Annotated in this window: 21 protein-coding genes; 10 read left to right on the forward strand and 11 right to left on the reverse strand. The window is 72.8% G+C overall.

Features of this window, described 5'->3' with window-relative positions; all coding sequences use genetic code 11:
• Positions 1–197: 197 nt before the first annotated feature.
• The 7 genes from ACQHII_RS25870 to ACQHII_RS25900 form a co-directional block, all read right to left on the reverse strand.
• Positions 198–776, reverse strand: a complete 579-nt coding sequence (locus tag ACQHII_RS25870; protein ID WP_427921555.1) for a hypothetical protein — start codon at positions 774–776, stop codon at positions 198–200.
• Complete coding sequence (locus ACQHII_RS25875; RefSeq protein ID WP_427921556.1) at positions 776–1,780, reverse strand: DUF6286 domain-containing protein; 1,005 nt, start codon at positions 1,778–1,780, stop codon at positions 776–778. Before ACQHII_RS25875 ends, ACQHII_RS25870 begins: the two co-directional genes overlap by 1 nt.
• Positions 1,777–1,962: a hypothetical protein gene (locus ACQHII_RS25880; RefSeq protein ID WP_427925568.1), complete on the reverse strand. Its 186-nt coding sequence runs from the start codon at positions 1,960–1,962 to the stop codon at positions 1,777–1,779. The genes ACQHII_RS25875 and ACQHII_RS25880 overlap by 4 nt, the downstream gene beginning before the upstream one ends.
• A gap of 49 nt (positions 1,963–2,011) precedes the next feature.
• Entirely contained in the window at positions 2,012–2,515 is a 504-nt protein-coding gene (locus ACQHII_RS25885) for an Asp23/Gls24 family envelope stress response protein (RefSeq protein ID WP_427921557.1), read from the reverse strand.
• Positions 2,516–2,674: 159 nt separating this feature from the next.
• A complete protein-coding gene (locus ACQHII_RS25890; protein ID WP_427921558.1) occupies positions 2,675–3,325 on the reverse strand; it encodes a fasciclin domain-containing protein in 651 nt (216 codons plus the stop codon).
• Positions 3,326–3,403: 78 nt separating this feature from the next.
• Complete coding sequence (locus ACQHII_RS25895; protein WP_427921559.1) at positions 3,404–5,020, reverse strand: molybdopterin-dependent oxidoreductase; 1,617 nt, start codon at positions 5,018–5,020, stop codon at positions 3,404–3,406.
• Between the two features lie 335 nt (positions 5,021–5,355).
• Positions 5,356–5,556, reverse strand: a complete 201-nt coding sequence (locus ACQHII_RS25900; protein ID WP_427921560.1) for a hypothetical protein — start codon at positions 5,554–5,556, stop codon at positions 5,356–5,358.
• Between the two features lie 142 nt (positions 5,557–5,698).
• On the opposite strand from ACQHII_RS25900, the gene ACQHII_RS25905 reads away from it, so the two are divergent.
• The 3 genes from ACQHII_RS25905 to ACQHII_RS25915 are packed head-to-tail and all read left to right on the forward strand — an operon-like array spanning position 5,699 to position 7,244.
• A complete protein-coding gene (locus ACQHII_RS25905) occupies positions 5,699–6,283 on the forward strand; it encodes an RNA polymerase sigma factor (protein ID WP_427921561.1) in 585 nt (194 codons plus the stop codon).
• Positions 6,280–6,900: an Asp23/Gls24 family envelope stress response protein gene (locus ACQHII_RS25910; RefSeq protein WP_427921562.1), complete on the forward strand. Its 621-nt coding sequence runs from the start codon at positions 6,280–6,282 to the stop codon at positions 6,898–6,900. Before ACQHII_RS25905 ends, ACQHII_RS25910 begins: the two co-directional genes overlap by 4 nt.
• Positions 6,897–7,244 carry a hypothetical protein gene (locus ACQHII_RS25915; protein ID WP_427921563.1) on the forward strand — a complete coding sequence of 116 codons (348 nt, stop codon included), beginning with the start codon at positions 6,897–6,899 and terminating at the stop codon, positions 7,242–7,244. Before ACQHII_RS25910 ends, ACQHII_RS25915 begins: the two co-directional genes overlap by 4 nt.
• A gap of 32 nt (positions 7,245–7,276) precedes the next feature.
• On the opposite strand, the gene ACQHII_RS25920 is transcribed toward ACQHII_RS25915, so the two are convergent.
• On the reverse strand, positions 7,277–7,831 hold the full coding sequence (locus ACQHII_RS25920) for a helix-turn-helix domain-containing protein (RefSeq protein WP_427921564.1): 555 nt from the start codon (positions 7,829–7,831) through the stop codon (positions 7,277–7,279).
• 203 nt (positions 7,832–8,034) lie between these two features.
• Between ACQHII_RS25920 and ACQHII_RS25925 the strand changes: the two genes are divergently transcribed.
• Genes ACQHII_RS25925 through ACQHII_RS25945 form a run of 5 tightly spaced genes read left to right on the forward strand, consistent with a single transcriptional unit; the run spans position 8,035 to position 13,466 of the window.
• Positions 8,035–9,354, forward strand: coding sequence for an NAD(P)/FAD-dependent oxidoreductase (locus ACQHII_RS25925; protein WP_427921565.1), 1,320 nt, complete (start codon positions 8,035–8,037; stop codon positions 9,352–9,354).
• Positions 9,351–10,082 carry a DUF1365 domain-containing protein gene (locus tag ACQHII_RS25930; protein WP_427921566.1) on the forward strand — a complete coding sequence of 244 codons (732 nt, stop codon included), beginning with the start codon at positions 9,351–9,353 and terminating at the stop codon, positions 10,080–10,082. The genes ACQHII_RS25925 and ACQHII_RS25930 overlap by 4 nt, the downstream gene beginning before the upstream one ends.
• On the forward strand, positions 10,079–11,365 hold the full coding sequence (locus ACQHII_RS25935; protein ID WP_427921567.1) for a class I SAM-dependent methyltransferase: 1,287 nt from the start codon (positions 10,079–10,081) through the stop codon (positions 11,363–11,365). The genes ACQHII_RS25930 and ACQHII_RS25935 overlap by 4 nt, the downstream gene beginning before the upstream one ends.
• A complete protein-coding gene (locus ACQHII_RS25940; RefSeq protein ID WP_427921568.1) occupies positions 11,362–12,672 on the forward strand; it encodes a class I SAM-dependent methyltransferase in 1,311 nt (436 codons plus the stop codon). Before ACQHII_RS25935 ends, ACQHII_RS25940 begins: the two co-directional genes overlap by 4 nt.
• A complete protein-coding gene (locus tag ACQHII_RS25945) occupies positions 12,669–13,466 on the forward strand; it encodes a DUF1295 domain-containing protein (RefSeq protein ID WP_427921569.1) in 798 nt (265 codons plus the stop codon). Before ACQHII_RS25940 ends, ACQHII_RS25945 begins: the two co-directional genes overlap by 4 nt.
• A 217-nt stretch (positions 13,467–13,683) precedes the next feature.
• On the opposite strand, the gene ACQHII_RS25950 is transcribed toward ACQHII_RS25945, so the two are convergent.
• The 3 genes from ACQHII_RS25950 to ACQHII_RS25960 form a co-directional block, all read right to left on the reverse strand.
• The gene (locus tag ACQHII_RS25950) at positions 13,684–14,436 is read right to left on the reverse strand and encodes an anti-sigma factor (RefSeq protein WP_427921570.1); all 753 of its coding nucleotides are present in this window, start codon (positions 14,434–14,436) and stop codon (positions 13,684–13,686) included.
• A complete protein-coding gene (locus ACQHII_RS25955; RefSeq protein WP_427921571.1) occupies positions 14,433–15,017 on the reverse strand; it encodes a sigma-70 family RNA polymerase sigma factor in 585 nt (194 codons plus the stop codon). The genes ACQHII_RS25950 and ACQHII_RS25955 overlap by 4 nt, the downstream gene beginning before the upstream one ends.
• Before the next feature lie 158 nt (positions 15,018–15,175).
• Positions 15,176–16,738 carry an SDR family oxidoreductase gene (locus ACQHII_RS25960; RefSeq protein ID WP_427921572.1) on the reverse strand — a complete coding sequence of 521 codons (1,563 nt, stop codon included), beginning with the start codon at positions 16,736–16,738 and terminating at the stop codon, positions 15,176–15,178.
• 619 nt (positions 16,739–17,357) lie between these two features.
• Here ACQHII_RS25960 and ACQHII_RS25965 point away from each other — a divergent pair.
• Positions 17,358–17,570 (forward strand): helix-turn-helix domain-containing protein, encoded by a 213-nt coding sequence (locus ACQHII_RS25965; RefSeq protein ID WP_427921573.1) that lies wholly within the window; start codon positions 17,358–17,360, stop codon positions 17,568–17,570.
• A complete protein-coding gene (locus ACQHII_RS25970; RefSeq protein WP_427921574.1) occupies positions 17,570–18,169 on the forward strand; it encodes a hypothetical protein in 600 nt (199 codons plus the stop codon). The genes ACQHII_RS25965 and ACQHII_RS25970 overlap by 1 nt, the downstream gene beginning before the upstream one ends.
• Position 18,170 lies beyond the last annotated feature (1 nt).

Consider the following 18,170-nt stretch of genomic DNA (forward strand, 5'->3'; position numbering starts at 1 on the left):
GTGCGGGATCGCCATCCGAACGGGTGGACCCGGTGCAGCGTGATCGTACGGAGGGATCGCTGCGGCGGCCCGAGAGAGTGGACTGCGCAGTGCGCCGGCTCCGTTCGGCCGAAGCGGATTCGGGGGAGGCCCGCAGCCTGAAACGAGTCCGGTCCGTCAGTGGTTCGTCAACAGTGCGTACGGCACCGGCGTGTGCTTCAGCGGAGGCGCCGGCCGTGGTGTGAGCGGGCGCTGAGGCGGACCTGTGTGCGGACGGTGTGGGGAGCGAGGGCGCTTTCGGTCTGGTCGGCGAGGGCGGTGAGTGCGGGCAGGACGCCGGCGGGGGTGATGTCCGGGTGGAGCCATACCCGCATCCTCACCTGAAGGTGGTCGTGTCGTCCCAGCACACGGGTACGGCAGCCGGCGACTCCCGCGACGGCGACCGCCTGATGGGTGACGGCGTCCTCCAGGGCTCGGGTCCGCAGGGCGCTGTCCGGTGCGGACAGGGGCACGACCGGGCGGGCGCCGCTGCGCAGTTGCCGGGCACACCACAGGGCGAACCCGGCGGTCGCGGCGATCGAGCCCGCCAGGACCGTGGGGGTCCACCAGCCGTGGGTCCGGAGCTGTGGGAGTCGGTCCGCGTTCAGGAGCACGGCGTGCGGGCCGGGCCCGGGCCATGGTGCCGGAAGGTGCGGTGCCCAGGGCGCGCGGAGGAGGACGAGTCCCGCGAGGGCGAGGAGGAGCAGTCCGGCCAGGGCGAGGGCGGTCCGGTTGAGGACCGTGCGCAGTCGTGGCATCAGGGGTTCGCTCCTTCGAGGGCGGTGCCGGTGGGCTGTACGCCCGGTGCTTCTCCCCCGTCCGGCGCAGGTGGTGTCGCCGGGTCCCAGGACGGCTGCGGTCGGACGGTGACGCGCAGCCGGGGTACGCGGCGCAGGCGGCAGTCCTCCAGTGTTCGGCGCGCCGCTTCACGGGCCTCGTCGCGTGCGGTCGTGCGGTCGCCGAAGGCGAGGCGGGCGCGGACGGCGACGCGGTGGCGCCGGACGCGTACCGTGACCGCGCCGATGCCCGCCGTCGCGGCCACGGCGTCCCGCACGAGGGCCGCGACCGCGCGGCGGTCGACCACCGCGCCCAACCGTGGGTCGCAGGCGACGGTGAGCAGCCCGCGGTGTCCGGGGGTGAGAGCCGCGACGATCAGCAGCAGGCCGAGTGCGGCGACCGCGCCGCAGCCGACGACGACACCGGGCTCGCCGGGGCCGTGCTCCGCCGCCCGGTGGAGGATCCCGGTGCGCCAGCCGGCGGCCGGTCGGTGCGCGGTGTGGACCATGACCATGTCGAAGGCCAGGGCGCCGGCGGCCGCGGCCGCCGCCAGTGCGACCAGTGCCATCGGCAGCCGCCGTTGCGACCACCGGCGCCGGGGCGCGCGGGTCCCGCCGGTCGCCGCCGTCGACGCGTGGTCAGGCGTCCCCTTCCGCGCCGTGGCCGTGCCGTCGGCCGGCAACGGGGTCAGGGCGGTGACGCCCACCCTCGGCCGGGTGACATCGAGGCCGGTCAACTGCCGGGTACGGGAGCCGACATGCTCCTGGAGACCGCGTACCGCCTCGGCCACCGGGGCCGGATAGGGCAGGGCCACCTCGACGGCCACGTCCGCCCGCCGCCCGCGTACGCCGGCGCTGCCTTTCGCGATGCCGCGCACGGCCGTGGCTCCGCGGTCGGCCAGCGCTTCGGCGGCCGCCCGCTCGGCGATCTTCCGAACGGCCTTGTCCGAGACGGCCGTTGTGCCGCGCTGTGCCGCCGCGGTCATCGACGGCTCCGCTCGTAGGCGTCCCGCAGATCCCGCATCCGGCCGCCACCGTCGAACCAGTGGCCCACCGCCCACCCCAGCGCGCCCAGAGCGGCCACGAGGAGGAACGCCCCGAAGCCCCCGAAGAATCCGGCGAAGGCCAACGCCATCCCGGCGGCCATCCCCACGATCGGTCTGCTCACCACGTGTTCCCTTCCCCACGGCTGTCGGACCTGCTGCCGGAGCGCACGATCACTCCACCCGGGAGTCCGTGGCCTGGATCTCGGCGTCGTCCTCGGGCAGGTGCACGTCGTTGACGGTGACGTTGACCTCCACCACCTCCAGGCCGGTGACGCGCTCCACGGCGGAGACGACGTTCTCCCGCACGTCACGGGCGACGTCCATGATCGGAACGCCGTACTCCACGACGAGGTCCAGGTCGATGGCCGTCTGGCGCTCGCCGACCTCGACCTTCACACCTCGCCCCACGTTCGGCCGGCCGCCGGGTACCCGGTCACGGACGGCGCCGATGGTCCGCGACAGGCCGCCGCCCATGTCGTACACGCCCGGGATCTCCCGCGCCGCGATGCCCGCGACCTTCACCACGACGACATCGGCGATCGACGTACGGCCGCGGTTCGCGGCCGGCTGGTCGGCCCCGGTGACACCGCCGGACACGTCCGTGGTGGTCTGCGCGGGCTTGCGCGTCTGCGGGGTGGACACGTTCTGGGAAGTCGGTGCGGTCTGCGTGGTCATGGCACGTCCCCTCTGCTTCGTTTGCTTCGTTCAACCGTTGCTCTCATCCCGTAGGACCCGCCTCGGCCGCGTCTGTGACGCGGGTGTCCGGAGAATCCCGGCCCGGTTGCGCCGGTACGTGCCGGGCACCGCCGCTGCGGCGCCCGGCACGTGCGGGCCTCAACTGGCGGGCATCAGGACGGTGTCGATGATGTAGACGTTGGCGTTGGCGGTCTTGACGTTGCCGCAGACCACCTTGGCGGAGTCGTCGACGGTGTAGGACTCACCGGAGCCGGAGGTGGTGACCTTCGACTTCTCCAGGGTGTCGAAGGAGCCGTTCTCCAGGTCCTTGGGTGTCAGCTTCTGGCCGACGACGTGGTAGGTGAGGATCTTGGTCAGCTGGGCCTTGTCGTTGAGGACCTTGTCGAGGGTGGCCTTGGGGATCTTCGCGAAGGCGTCGTTGGTCGGGGCGAACACCGTGATGTTCTGGGCGTTGTTGAGGGTGTCGACGAGCCCGGCCTTCTTCACCGCCGCCACGAGGGTGGACAGGGCGGGGTTGTTGGAGGCGGCGGTGGCGACCGGGTCCTTGGCCATGCCGTCGAAGGAGCCGGCACCGCTCTTGGGGACACCGGAGCAGGCCGTACCGAAGGGCTGGTCGGAGGTCGTGGCGCCGGCGCCGGTCATGCTGTCGTCGGACGCGGTCGCGGAGGCGGACGCCTTGGTGGAGGAGTCCGACTTCGCGGAGTCGCTGCCGCCGCAGGCGCTGAGGGCCAGCGGCAGCACGGCGGAGGCGGCGAGGACGACCGCGGTACGGCGGATACGAGTACTCATGGTGTTTCTCCTGCGGGTCGGTGCAGCCTGGGCTGCGGTGATACGGGAAAGGGGAAAGGGGAAAAGTGGTTCGAGGGGTCAGTCGACGGTGACGACCACGGAGTGCCATCCGCTCGCGCCGTCGGGGATGGTGCGGGTGCGCCTGTCGGTCTGCACCCGGCCGGTGCGGTCGGTGGCGCGGACGGTGAGGGTGTGGCCGCCCTTGGTGGCCTGCCAGGGGAAGGACCACTGGCGCCAGGTGTCGCGGGTGTCCTCGGCGGCGAGCCGGGCCGCCTGCCAGGGCCCGTCGTCGACGCGGATCTCGACCTTGTCGATGCCGCGGTGCTGGGCCCAGGCGACCCCGGCGACCATGACCGTCCCGGTCCTCGGCCGGGCGAACGGCTTGGGGGTGTCGATGCGCGACTCGGTCTTGATCGGCGCCCGGCGCGCCCAGCCCCGCTTGACCCAGTAGGGGTCGTAGGAGGCGAAGGTGGTGAGTTCGATGTCCTTGATCCACTTGCAGGCGGAGACGAAGCCGTACAGGCCGGGCACCACCATGCGGACCGGGAAGCCGTGCGCGAAGGGCAGCGGTTCGCCGTTCATGCCCACGGCGAGGAGGGCGTCACGGCCGTCCATCACGTCCTCGACCGGGCTGCCGATCGTCATCCCGTCCACGGAACGGGCCACCAACTGGTCGGCGGGACCGCCCTTCGACGGCGGCTTCACCCCGCACTCGGCCAGCAGGTCCGCCAGTCGTACGCCGATCCAGCGGGCGTTGCCCACATAGGGGCCGCCGACCTCGTTCGACACACAGGTGAGGGTGATGTCGCGTTCGATCAGCTCGCGCCGCAGCAGGTCGTCGAAGGTGAGGGTGACAGGCCGGGTGACGCCCTTGCCGTGGATGCGGAGTGCCCAGGTCGTGGCGTTGACCTTGGGCACCACGAGCGCGGTGTCCACACGGTAGAAGTCACCGTTCGGCGTGGTGAAGGCGCTGATCCCGGGAATCCGCAGCTGGGCACCCCTGGGAACGGCTTCGGCCGCGGAGGCGGGACGAGGCAGGACGACCTTGTCGCGTGAGGCGACCGCGCTCTGGCCGCTCGCGCTGTTCAGCGTCCGGCCCAGCACCCCCGCCCCGGCGGAGGCGGTGGCAACGGCCGTCGCCGCGATCACGAACCCGCGGCGGTCCCAGTCCGCGCCGGGACGCGGACCGTTCCGCTCGCCGTCCACCGGTTCCGGGGACGGCTCCCGTCGTGCGAGGCGGCCCACCAGGACGTAGAGCACCGCGGCTCCCGCGAGCGCGCCGACCAGGGAGGGCAGCGCGTCGGAGAGGCTCGTCGAATCCGGTCGGCCGGTGGCCGATACCGCCCCGACGATTCCGAAGAGCAGAACACCGGCAGCGCCGCCGCGCCGGAAACGCAGTGCGACAATTCCCAGCGTCAGCGCGAAAAGCGCCAGCATCACGAGAATTCCGAGCTGGAGAACCAGCTTGTCATTGGTTCCGAAGTTCCGGATCGCCCAGTCCTTCAGAGCGGCCGGGGTGCGGTCGATCGCCGCCCCGCCGACCGCCACGACCGGACCGGCCTGCGGACGGACCGCGGCCGACACCAGCTCGGCGACGCCGAGCGAGGCGAGGCCGGCCAGCACACCGCTGCACGCGCCCAGGGTCGGGCGCGCCCAGGTGAGGCGCTGTCGCGTCTGCTTCTCGTCGTCGGTCACGTGGGGAATCCGGCTCCGAAAGCCCGGCGGATTGGTCGTCCAACCGATCGGATGAACTTTTTCCCGGACCAATCCGCGCCCGAACCCGCTTCGGATATAAGAGCCGTCGAATTTCGCTCTCTTCCACCGGGCGAGCTTTCATGGCCACGTACGGATTTCGGCGTCGCACCGGTATCGAGTCACCGGTTTCCGATGCGGAACCTGGGCCTCGCGCTCGTACCGGCCGGCGGTCTCGGTCCGGTGCGCGGCGATGTACGCGAACAGCTCGCGCAGTGGGGGCAGAGCGCTGCCGGCCAACGCATACGGCCACGGCACGGCACCGGTGCGACTGTCACTCACCCTGCGCGGGCAGGCGGGAGGCGGGCGGTCGGGTGGTGCGGGTCCAGGTCTCCGACATGGGTCCGGGTCTCGACATCGAGTTGGTCGGTGCGCGGTGGAGGCACCCCTCCTTCGGCCTGGACCAGGGTGGCCGTGGCCTGTTGCCGGTCGATGCGCTCTGCCGGGCGTGGGGCGAGCGGCGTGACCGCCGCGGTCACACCGTGTGGGGCGACCTGGCTCGCGGCATCGCCCGATGTCGACTCGGGGCATCCGTACAGCGCCCATGTCCGGAAGTCGTGCGTAACGAGGGCGGCACAGCGGTGTCCAACCTTGAGAAGACCGGACGAGAGGAGCCGCCCAGTGGTGGGGGCCCGCACACAGAGCGCACCACCCGACGGCCGGGGCGACACGGACGACGCCCTGTTGGCGGTCCGGGCGGCGGAGGGCGACGAGGATGCCTTCGCCGTCCTCGTCCAGCGCCACGCACCGGCGCTGATCCGGCTGGCCACCCGACTGCTCGACACCCGGGCCGAGGCGGAGGACGCCGTACAGGACGCCTTCCTCAGCGCCTGGCGGAGGCTGCCGGAGTTCCACGGCCATGCCTCTTTCGGTACGTGGATGTACCGGATCGTCACCAACCGCTGTCTGAACGTGCTGCGCTCGCGCAGGCCCGTGGCCCCGCTGGAGGCGGCCGGAGACGTGCCCGCGGCCGAGCACGCCACCTCCCCGGCCCGGATCGCGGAGGGGCGCGACGCGGTCCGCGAGGTGCGGGAGGCGCTCGACCTGCTGTCGGCCGAGCAGCGGGCCTGCTGGGTGCTGAGAGAATTGGACGGCCGCTCCTACGAGTTCATCGCGGACGCGGTCGGCATCAGCCAGGAGGCCGTCCGCGCCCGGGTCTTCCGCGCACGCCGTTGTCTGACACAAGCACTGGGGGCCTGGCGATGACCGCCCAAGACGACCCGCTCGACGACGCCCCCGGCACCGAGGACGAACACCTCGCGTGCGGACGGTCGATCTCCTCCGTGTGGGAGGCATGGGAGCAGCAGTCCGACGACCCGCATCTGCTCTCCTGCCCGCACTGCCGACGGGCAGCGAGCGAGCTCGAAGCGCTGGAGACCGCCGTGCGCGGCCTCCGCGACGATGCGGCCGACCCCTCGGGCGACGACGTGGCGACACTGACGCGACGGGTCATGGACGTCGTCCGTCTCGAACTCCGCCCCGGCCGGCCGATGCCGTTGGGCGAACCCGGCGAGGACCTGTGGATCATGGAAGCGGTGGCTGCCCGGTCCCTGCGCGCCGCGGCCGAGAGGGTGCCCGGCGTACGGGCCGGCTCCTGCCGCCTCGTTTCCGGCGCGGACGCCGGCGAGGCAGGCGCTGTGGAGGTCCGTCTCGACGTCCACGCGCCGTCCGGCGCCGTCCTGCCGGACCTCGCGGAACAGGTTCGCCGGCAGGTGTGGGCCGCCGCGGACCGTGAACTGGGCATGGCCATAGCGTCGGTGGACATCCGTGTCACCGACCTCGTCGACGCCCCGGCCGACAGCCAGGAAGGCTCCGCCTCATGACCCGGACCGCCGTTCACGCCACGCTCGTCGAGGAGATCGCCCGGGTCGTGGAGGACCTGCCGGGGGTGGCGTTCCTCAGACCGGGACTCACCGGCCTGCTGCGCTCCGCCCTGCCCAGGCCCGACCGGAGTACGGCGGCCACCGCGTCGGCGGGGGTGCGGGTGAGCAGGCCCAGTGGGGCCGAGCCCTGGCGCGTCGAGATCAGCCTCGTCGCGCGCCGCCACCTGCGCGGCGTGGATGTCGCGCGCGCCGCCCGGCGCGCGGTCGAGGAGCGCGTGGCCGCGCTGTTTCCCGCGGAGACGACGCCGGCGCAGGTCAGCGTGACCGTCACCGGCCTCGTCTGACCCGCTGCCCGCGTCCTGTCCGCGAGGCGGCCTTACAGGTGCGGCGGCGGAGAAGTGGTCATGAGGTGCAGGAACACCGTCCAGGCGCAGGCCGCGCCGGCCAAGACACGCAGTCTGCGACGGCGCGCGGGCGCGACCGGATCAGCGCCCGCGCCCACGGGAAGGGCGACCGCACCCGGACTCCCCTCCGGCACGATCTCGGGTGTCATGCGCACCGGAGGGTCGTACGGCTGGAGTGCCGGCCGTGCCTGTGGCCGCTCGACCGGCAGCCCTGGACGGCGCCTCGAGGTCCGGCGGGTCGGGTGCACCGCCGGCGGCGGGGCCGCGGTGGCGGCCAGTCCCTGGGACAGGCCGCCGAGGAACGCGGCGTAGGCGGCCCGCCGCAGGCCGGTCGGGGTGGTGCGGCCACTTTCCCAGGAGCGCACCGTCGCCGTGGTCACGCCGAACGCCGCGGCGACCTGCTCCTCGGTGAGCCGCCAGGCCCGGCGCAACCGGGCGCGGTCCTCGGGTGCGGGCAGAGGCGCCTTTCCGTCGCGGCGGCGGGGGTGGGACGGCATGGGGTGCTGAGGCAGAAGGTTGATCGTCACGACGGTATGACAACCGGCAACCAGGTCATGTGATCACCGCTGATCCGATTGCACCCGTATGCCGTACGGCACGAGGCGGCCGAGGTCTCGTCGGGTGTTCCTCCCCGGTTCGACGGAAGATCGGCCCTTTGGCCAATCCGCTCCCGGGGCGGCTTCGGATTACGCGCGGGACGAGTGTCCGCGGCCGACCGGGAGGAGAAGCGATGTCGCACGAGCCAGGGAGCGGACCGCGGGAGCGGCGGCAGGAGGGCGGTGGAGCGGACGGGCGCCGGAGCGTCGCCGTCGTGGGCGGCGGTGTGGCGGGGCTGACCGCCGCGTACGTCCTGAGCCGCGACCGCCACGTGACGCTGTACGAGGCGGACGACCGGCTCGGCGGGCACGCCCACACCCACGAACTGACCTCCCGCGACGGCAGGACCCGGCGCGTCGACTCCGGGTTCATCGTGCACAACCGGCGCACCTACCCGCGGCTCCTGCGACTCTTCGACGAACTCGCCGTCGCCACCCAGGAGTCGGAGATGAGCATGTCGGTGCGGTGCGAGGGGTGCGGGCTGGAGTACGCCGGTGCCCGTGGCCCCGCGGGACTGTTCGCCCGGCCGCGCAACGCGCTGCGCGGCTCCTATCTGCGCATGCTCGCGGAGGTGCCCGCCTTCCACCGCGCCGCGCGACGCCTGCTCGCGCAGGAGCCCCAAAGCCCCCGCACGCTGGGCGCGTTCCTCGACCGGGAGGGCTTCTCCGCCTACTTCCGCGCCCACTTCACGACCCCGCTCGTATCGGCGGTGTGGTCCTGCGACGCCGCCACCGCCGAGCGCTATCCGGCCGCCCACCTGTTCCGCTTCCTGGACCACCACGGGATGCTCTCGGTGACCGGAGCCCCGACCTGGCGCACCGTCACGGGCGGTTCGCGCACCTACGTCGACCGGGTCGCCGCCCGCCTCGACGCGGTGCGCCTCGCGGCTCCGGTGCGCTCTGTACGCCGGCACCCGGACGGCGTCGACATCACCACGCGCGACGGCACCACGCAGTCGTACGACGCCGTGGTCGTCGCCACCCACCCGGACCAGGCGGTCCGGCTGCTGGCCGACGCGACCCCGAAGGAGAAGGAGGTCCTCGGGGCCTTCCGCTACTCGCGCAACACCACGCTCCTGCACACCGACACCGGCCTGCTTCCTCGCGCGCGGGGGGCCCGCGCCTCCTGGAACTACCTGATGCCGGCCTGCTCGACCGGCTCCGACCAGGTGCGGGTCAGCTACGACATGAACAGGCTCCAGCGCCTCGACGCGCCCGAGACCTACGTCGTCACCCTGGGCGGGCAGGACCGCGTGGACCCGGAGCGGGTGCTCGCCCGGATGGTGTACGAACACCCGGTCTACACCCCGGAGTCGGTCGCCGCGCAGGCACGCCTGCCCGAGCTGAACACCGCCGTGACCGCCTACGCCGGGGCCTACCACGGCTGGGGTTTCCACGAGGACGGCTGCCGTTCCGGTGTCCTGGCCGCCGCGGTGCTCGGGGTGCGCTGGTGAGTGCCGCGCCGGCCCTCTACCGGTGTGCGATCAGCCACGTACGGACCGCACCCGTCCGGTACGGGCTGCGCCATCGCACGTACATGTGGCTGATCGACCTCGACCGTCCGCCCCGACTCCCGTTCCTCCTGAGACCGTTGGCGCGCTTCGACGCGCGCGACCACTTCGGCGGGGACCAGCTGTCCATCCGTGCCGGGCTCGACGCCTTCCTCGCCGCGCACGGCGTGGACCTGGCGGGGGGCCCGGTCGTCATGCTGACCCACGCCCGCGTGTTCGGGTATGTGTTCAACCCGCTGACCCTGTACTGGTGCCACGACCGCGACGGCACCGCGCGGTGCGTGGTCGCCGAGGTCCACAACACCTACGGCGAACGCCACAGCTACCTGCTGTTTCCCGACGGGACGGGCACGGCACACGCCGACAAGAAGTTCTACGTCTCGCCGTTCTTCCCCGTCGACGGCCGCTACCGCATGCGCCTGCCCCGCCCCGGCGAGCGGCTCGACCTGACCGTGCACCTCGAACGCGCCGGCGGCAGGCCCTTCACCGCGACCGTCCGCGGGAGCCGCCACGACGTCACACCGTTCGCGCTGCTGCGGCTGGCCGCGCGCCATCCGTTCCCGACCCTCGCCGTGTCCGCCGCCATCCGTCTGCACGGCATCCGCCTGTATCTGCGACGGCTGCCCGTCCAGCCCCGTCCCCACCACCACGACCCGGAGAACGCGTCATGACGACCGCCGAACACCGTCCCGCCGTACGGCCGCCGGCCCCACCGTCCCCGTCCACCGCCGTCGACCCGGCCCGCTGGCCCGACGTGGCCGCCCCGCCGACGACGTCCCTCGCCCGCAGGGCCGTCACGGCGGCCGTGCTGCGCCACACCTTCGAACGCCTGCCACTGCGGGTGCGGTTCGCCGACGGCACCACGGCCGGGCAGGGCGGCCCGCTGCTGGACATCCACGACCCGACGGCGTTCCACGGCCGTATCGGCGGCCAGGGGCTGATCGGCTTCGGCGAGTCGTACATGGCCGGCGAATGGGACGCCCCCGACCTGGTCGCCGTCCTCGCGGTGCTGGCCCACAACGCGGCCACCCTGATCCCGGCCCCCCTTCAGCGGCTGCGCGGGCTGTGGGCACCGCGCCGGCCGCACGCCCAGCGCAACACCCCCGACGGCGCGCGGACCAACATCAGCCGCCACTACGACCTGTCCAACGACCTCTTCGCCCTCTTCCTCGACGACACCCTCACCTACTCCGCGGCCCTGTTCCGCGCCCTGCCCGCGGACCGGGAGCTGCTGGCCGCGGCCCAGCACCGCAAGATCGACCGGCTGCTGGACCTCGCCGGGGTCGGGGCGGGCGACAGGGTGCTGGAGATCGGCACCGGCTGGGGCGAACTCGCGATCCGCGCCGCCGCGCGCGGCGCCCGGGTCACCTCCCTCACCCTCTCCCGCGAACAGCGCGACCTCGCCCTCGAACGGGTCGCCGCGGCGGGCCTGTCCGACCGGGTCCGCATCGACCTGTGCGACTACCGCGAGGCCCGCGGCACGTACGACGCGGTCGTGAGCGTGGAGATGATCGAGGCCGTGGGCGCCGAGTTCTGGCCCGACTACTTCCGCACCCTCGACGACCGGCTGGCCCCCGGCGGACGCGCCGCCGTACAGGCCATCACCATGCCGCACGAACGGATGCTGGCCAGCCGCGAGACCTTCACCTGGATCCAGAAGTACGTCTTCCCCGGCGGACTGCTGCCCTCCGTGGAGGCGGTGGCCGACGCCGTGAACGACCACACCCGGCTGCGGACCGAGCGCCGGGACGGCTACGGAGCGCACTACGCCGAGACCCTGCGGCTGTGGCGCGAACGCTTCACCGAGCGGGCCGACGAGGTGGCCGCGCTCGGCTTCGACGACACCTTCCGCCGCATGTGGACCCTCTACCTCGCCTACTCCGAGGCCGGGTTCCGCTCCGGATACCTCGACGTGCAGCAGTACCTGTTCACCAAGGAGGGCCCCGCCCGATGAAGACCGTTCCCACTGTCCGCACCGGCGCCGCCCGGCGGCTCGCCGGGCTCGCCGGGACCGCGCTGGGCGGACCCCTCCCCCTGCGGCTACGGGCCTGGGACGGCAGCGAGACAGGCCCCGCCGGGGGACCGGTCGTCGTGGTCCGCTCCCGGCGCGCCCTGCGCCGCCTGCTGTGGCAGCCCGGAGAACTGGGCCTGGCGCAGGCGTACGTCACCGGCGAGATCGACGTCGAGGGCGACCTGGCGCAGGGGCTGCGCGCCATGTGGGCGGCCGCACGGGAACGCCGCCTGCACCCGCCACGACTCGGCCTCTCCGACCTGGCCCGTGCCACCGCGACCGCCGTGCTGCTGGGCGCGGCCGGACCACGGCCGCCCGCCCCCGCCTCCCAGGCACGGCTGCGCGGCGGCCTGCACAGCAGGGCCCGCGACCGGGCCGCCGTCAGCCACCACTACGACCTCTCCAACGACTTCTACCGCCTCCTCCTCGACGAGACCATGGCGTACTCGTGCGGCTACTGGACCGGCGACGATCCGGACCTCACCCCGGCCGACGCGCAACGCGCCAAGCTGGAGCTGATCTGCCGCAAACTCGCTCTCACCCCCGGAGCCCGGCTGCTGGACATCGGCTGCGGCTGGGGCGCACTCACCCTCTACGCGGCCGAGCGGCACAAGGCACAGGTCACGGCCGTCACCCTCGCCGGAGAACAGGCGGCCCACGTCCGCGAACAGGTCGCCGAACGGGGGCTGGAGCACCTGGTCGAGGTGGTGTGCCAGGACTACCGCGACATCACGGGCGGCGCCTACGACGCCGTCTCCACCGTCGAGATGGGCGAGCACGTCGGGGACGCCGAGTACCCGGCGTTCGCCGCCGCCCTGCACCTCCTGGTCCGGCCGCGGGGACGCGTGCTGGTGCAGCAGATGTCCCGCGGGAGGAAGGCGCCGGGCGGCGGCGCGTTCATCGAGGCGTACATCGCCCCCGACATGCACATGCGCCCGCTCGGGGAGACGGTCGCCCTGCTGGAGGAGGCCGGGCTCGAAGTGCGCTCGACGGAATCGCTGCGCGAGCACTACGTCCGTACGGTGGCCGCCTGGCACCGCACTCTTGAGGAGCGGTGGGACGACTTCGTGCGGCTCGTCGGCGAGGAGACGGCCCGGGTGTGGCGGCTGTACCTGGTCGGCGGGGCCCTGGCGTTCGAGGAGCGGCGGATGGGAGTGGACCAGATCCTGAGCGTGCGGCCGACACCCGGCGGGGACGCCGGCATGCCCGCGACGCCCCGGGACTGGTACGCGGGACCGGACCGGCCGTGAGCGGCTTCGGATGGAGCGCCTTCGCGGTGAATCTGGGCTGGGCCGCCGCGGCCTCGCTCGCCGTCATGCTGGTGACCTTCGCGATCGCCGTACGGCGTGGTCTGCACCGGATCGTCGACGTCGCCTGGGGACTCGCCTTCACCGCGGTCGCCGTGGCGAGCTGCGCGGCCTCGGCCGGCGAGGGCGATCCGGGCCGCCGCTACCTGGTCACCGCGCTCACGGCACTGTGGGGCCTGCGGCTGGCCGGGCACATCGCCCGGCGCGGCCGTGGCCACGGCGAGGACCCGCGCTACGACCAACTGCTCGGCAAGGCCCCCGGCAGCCGGAACCTGTACGCCCTGCGCACGGTCTACCTCCTCCAGGGCGCTCTGGTGTGGCTGGTGTCGCTGCCGGTCCAGGCCGCGCAGTACGTGCCCGGTCCCATGACGGCGTTCGCCGCCGCCGGCACGGCACTCGTCGTAATCGGCGTGTGCTTCGAGGCGGTCGGGGACGCCCAGCTCGCCCGGTTCAAGGCGGATCCGGCCCACCAGGGCCGGATCATGGACCAGGGGCTGTGGCGCTACACCCGTCACCCCAACTACTTCGGTGACTTCTGCGTCTGGTGGGGGCTGTACCTGATCGTCTGCGACTCCGCCGGAGCCGCCGCCGTGACGGTCGTATCGCCGCTGGTCATGAGTTGTCTGCTGATCTGGGGCAGTGGGAAGCGGCTGCTGGAGCGGCACATGGCCCAGCGGCCCGGATACGCCCAGTACGCGGCCCGCACCAGCGGCTTCTTCCCGCGCCCGCCCCGCTGAGGTGCGGCCCCGCCCTGCTGAGGTGCGGCCCTGTCCCGCTGAGGTGCGGTGGCCCGCCCTTCGCGATGCTGTTGGCCGATCCAGCACGGCGGGGGGACCTATCCGAAAAAGTGTGACACTCCTGCCAAAAGTGTCACACTTTTTCAACCAGGCAGAGCCGCCCCGGCCCGCCGACAGGATTGGCCAACAGCATCCTTCGCGGCGGGGCCACCCCTTCTCAGGCGGGGAAGTCCAGCAAGGCGAGCGGGCTGGTCGTGGGCTGTTTCGAGCCGCCGGCGGGTTCGACGGTGACGCCCACGCCGGACGCACCGTCCACGGCCCCCTTCAGCAGGACGGCCTGGTCGCTGAGTCCGGGGTCCATCAGACCGGCGGAGCGCATGGTGCCCCCGTCGTCGAACCACAGCTGGTAGACCTTCCCCGTCGGCGGATGCGCCATCCCGGCGGCGAGGAACACCGCCTGGTCCCGCTCGTGCGAGACCACCACGGTGCCGGTGGCACCGCCGGCCAGCTTCGCGACCCCGGTCCTGGCGTCCGGTGCGGCCAGCACCGCGCTGATCCCCGCCGTTCCCTGCTCGGCCCGGCGCGCCCGGCCGAGCGCGTCCTCGGCCCGCTGGTGCTGCCACACCGTGGTGCCGCCGAGCGCGGCGGCAGCCGCGAGGCAGGCGGCCAGCGTCCACCGCGACAGCAGCCGGGCCCGCAGTCGCGCACGGCCCGAACGGATCGGCGTCGGCTCGCCGGGGGATTCCTGACGGACGGTCGTGATGCGGTGCAGCACCTGCTCGCGCAGCTCCCGCCGAGGCGTCGCGGAGAGGGCGAGTCCCAGGCGGGCCGCGGTGGCGCACAGCTCGGCGGCCTCCTGAGCACAGGGCTCACAGCCGGCCAGATGCCGCTCGAACGCGTCGCGTTCCTCGTCGGACAGGGCGTGCAGGGCGTAGGCGCCGGTCATGCGGTGCAGTTCGGCGGTGGTCACGCGGTCACCCCCAGGCAGTCGCGCAGCCGGATGAGTCCGTCGCGCAGGCGGGTCTTGACGGTGCCCAGCGGGAGGGCGAGGGACTCCGCGACCTGGCGATAGGTCAGGCCGCGGTAGTAGGCCAGGGTGACCGCCTGGCGCTGGATCTCGGTCAGTGTGCGCAGACAGCGCCGGACCTGTTCCCGCTCCAGCCGTGCCTCGACCTGCTCGGTCACCTCGTCGTACTCGGGAGTGCGCTCCAGCAGCGCGGCCTTGTGGTCCCGGGCGGCCACGGCCTCCACGTGCCGGACGCGGTCCACCGCACGGCGGTGGGCGAGGGTGAGGATCCAGTTGATCGCCGTACCGCGGTCGGACCGGTAGCGCGGAGCCGTGCGCCACACCTCCACCAGAACCTCCTGGGCCACCTCCTCGGACTGCGCCTGATCGCGCAGCACGGCACGCACGACACCCAGAACCGGGTTCACGACGGCGTCGTAGACGGAGGCGAACGCGGGCTCGTCCCCCAGGGCCACGCGGCCCACCAGTTCTTCCAGGTCCGGCTCCATCGATGGGTTTCTGCCGATGTGTACGGCTTCTTTCACAACGCCCTCCGCGGTTGGGACATCTCCGGACGTAATCCGATCCTGGGCGGGCCGGGGATTGGTCCCGACAGCGACGAGAACGCAGGTGACGCGGCGACGGATCGTCCTCGAACGCCACTGGCACCGCGCCGCGGGTTCGACCGTCGCCGCCCTCCTCGTCACCCGGCTGCGCGACGGGCACGCCCGGGACCTTCGGCGCCCTTGGCGGCGGCCCGGGTGATGTTGCGGGCCATGCCGCCGAACACGACCGCGTGGAAGGGCGAGACGGACCACCAGTAGACGTGGCCGAGCAGACCGCGGGGGTGGAACAGGGCGCGCTGGCGGTAACGGGTGCGGCCGTCGGCGTCCGTCTCCGCGTACATCTCCAGCCAGGCAAGACCCGGCAGCCGCATCTCCGCCCGCAGCCGCAGCAGCCGTCCGCGCTCGATCTCCTCGACCCGCCAGAAATCCAGCGAGTCGCCGACCCGGAGGCGCTCGGCATCACGCCGGCCGCGACGCAGACCGACCCCGCCGACGAACCGGTCCATCCAGCCCCGGACCGCCCAGGCCGGCGGGAAGGAGTACCAGCCGTTGTCGCCGCCGATGCCCTCGATCACTTTCCACAACGCCTTCCCCGACGCGTCGACCGATGCCTGCCGTTCGTCCTCGTACAGGCTGCCGCCCGCCCAGTCCGGGTCCGTGGGCAGCGGGTCGCTGGGCGCACCCGGCACGGAGGCCGACGACCAGCGAGTGGCCACCTGCGCTTCTCGCACCCGCCGCAGGGCCAGGGCGAGTGCCTCGTCGAAGGGCAGCGGCAGGCCCGGCAGGTAGCGGGCGATGTCGTGCTCGTGGCAGACCACCTCGTGGCGCAGGGACTCCGTGAGGGGCCGGGCGATGGAGGCGGGCACGGGCGTGACGAGACCGACCCAGTGGCTGGACAGCCTGGGCGTCAGGACCGGAACGGGCACGATGAGCCGCCGGCGCAGTCCGGCGACGCGGGCGTAGCGGCGCATCATCTCGCGGTAGGTGAGGACGTCGGGCCCGCCGATGTCGAACGTCCGGTTGACGTCGTCCGGCATGGTCGCGGCGGCGACGAGGTAGCGCAGCACGTCCCGGACCCCGATGGGCTGGGTGCGGGTGTGCACCCAGCTCGGGGTGACCATCACCGGCAGTCGCTCGGTGAGGTGGCGCAGCATCTCGAAGGACGCCGATCCGGAGCCGATGACGACCGCTGCCCGCAGTACGGTGGCGGGCACCGGCGACTCCAGGAAGATCCGTCCCACCTCGGCCCGGGAACGCAGGTGGGGGGACAGGGAACTTTCGGGCACGCCCTTGGGGGTGAGTCCGCCGAGATAGACGATCCGTCGTACACCGGCGGCCCGTGCCTGCTCGGCGAAGACCCGCGCGGCGCGGCGGTCGGTGTCCTCGAACCCGGCGCCGGATCCGAGGGCGTGCACCAAGTAGTAGGCGACGTCGATGCCGCGCATGGCCGCGCCGACCGCCCCGGGGTCCAGGACGTCCCCGCGCACCGTCTCCGCGTCGGCGATCCAGGGGTGGTCACGGAGTCTGTCCGGCGAACGGGCCAGACAGCGCACCCGGTGGCCGGCCTCCAGCAGCTCCGGCACCAGGCGTCCGCCGATATAGCCGGACGCTCCGGTGACCAGGCAGTGCAGCGACTCGGGCCCGCGCCCGCTCTGTCCGTCCGCGGCGTCGGTCGCGTGCCGCTGTCCGTCCGCGCTCACGATCCTGCCTCCACGCGCTCGCTCCGACGCTCTTGCCCCGTCGGCCGATCATCTCCGCGACGGGGTGACCGTGCCCGCCGGGCGTCGCTGCCCGCCGGACCCGTGAAGCCTGCTCCTCCCGGTTCCGCTGCCGCCCGGCCGCACACGCGACACCCGCGAGCGGCTTTCCGCACGACCGGGGACGGCCTCGCGCCGCGAACAGCCCGGCCCGCTGCCCGCGGCACCGCGGCCGGGCACCTGTCCACAGGCGCGGTGTCCGGGTCGTGCATCGTCCGTTTCGGCATCGGCCGCCTCCACCACCTCTTCTTACGGGCGCTGGCCGGCGGATGCACCGTACGTCCGAAAAATCCGCGGGCATCAGGCACGGGTCCGCGGGTCCACGGGTCCCCTCCCCGGAACGCCCGGAGGTGACCGCGCTGGGAACTTCCAGCTGTACGGGGCCGTCGCCGCCACCAAGGCGGTGCTGCCCGCGATGCGCGAAGCCGCAACAGGCACCCTGCTGTTCACCACCAGTGCCGGCTCCATGACCCCTCAGCCGCCCACCGCCCCATGCGCCTGCCCGCAATACCCCCCGGCTCCCGCCTGCCCCGAGGCCCCTCCGCGACGGAGGTGATCGCGCATGGCCGACCGCCTCCTGACCGTCGCCGAGGCCGGCGAACTGCTCGGCACGGGCGAGCGCTTCGTCCGTCGCCCGATCGCCGATCGCCGCATCCGCTACGTGAAGCTCGGCCGCCCGGTCCGCGTCCCCGAGAGCGCGATCGCCGAGTACGTCGAGGCGCGCACCGTCGAGCCGGTCCGCCGTGTCCGTACCCGCTACGGGAAGGCCGCCTGATGGCGGGACGCAAGCCGCAGCGGCGGCGCGAGTTCGGCACGACCCGCAAGCAGTATGTCCAGACCTTCGGAGTGGCCAAGGCCGCTCAGCGCGGGCTCACTTACGAAGCTGTCGCTGAATCCGATTCCGTGGCGGATTCCGCCGTGGCGGATGACACGGACAAGTCCGTCTCCCAGGGGGACTCCGCGGACGTGGCGGCCGGCGCTGCGGCAGTCGATGGCGCCGCGACCAGTCACTGGAGCGTGGTGAAGTTCGTGGCCCATGACAAGGACGGCCGCTATATCCCGACCCGGCAGGGCAACAGGGACTTCGGCTGGGTCCACTTCTCCGGACCGCACAACATCCACGACGAAAAGGTCATCAAGGCGGCGGTGAACGAGCATCCCGAACACGGGAGTACGAAGACCCGCAAGGTGTACGGCACCGTGCTCTACGACACCCTCGGGATCATTCTCGCCCGGGTCAAGGTCATCGCGCAGTACCACTGGGAGACGAAGGACCACAAGTACAAGCTCGCCGACACGGATGACAAGATCGGCGTGATCACGGCCTATTGCGAGGGTGCCAACAAGTGCCCCGACGCGTTGAACCGGGTATGAC

The organism is Streptomyces sp. cg40, from assembly GCF_050320165.1.
Taxonomy (GTDB): Bacteria; Actinomycetota; Actinomycetes; order Streptomycetales; family Streptomycetaceae; genus Streptomyces; species Streptomyces hokutonensis.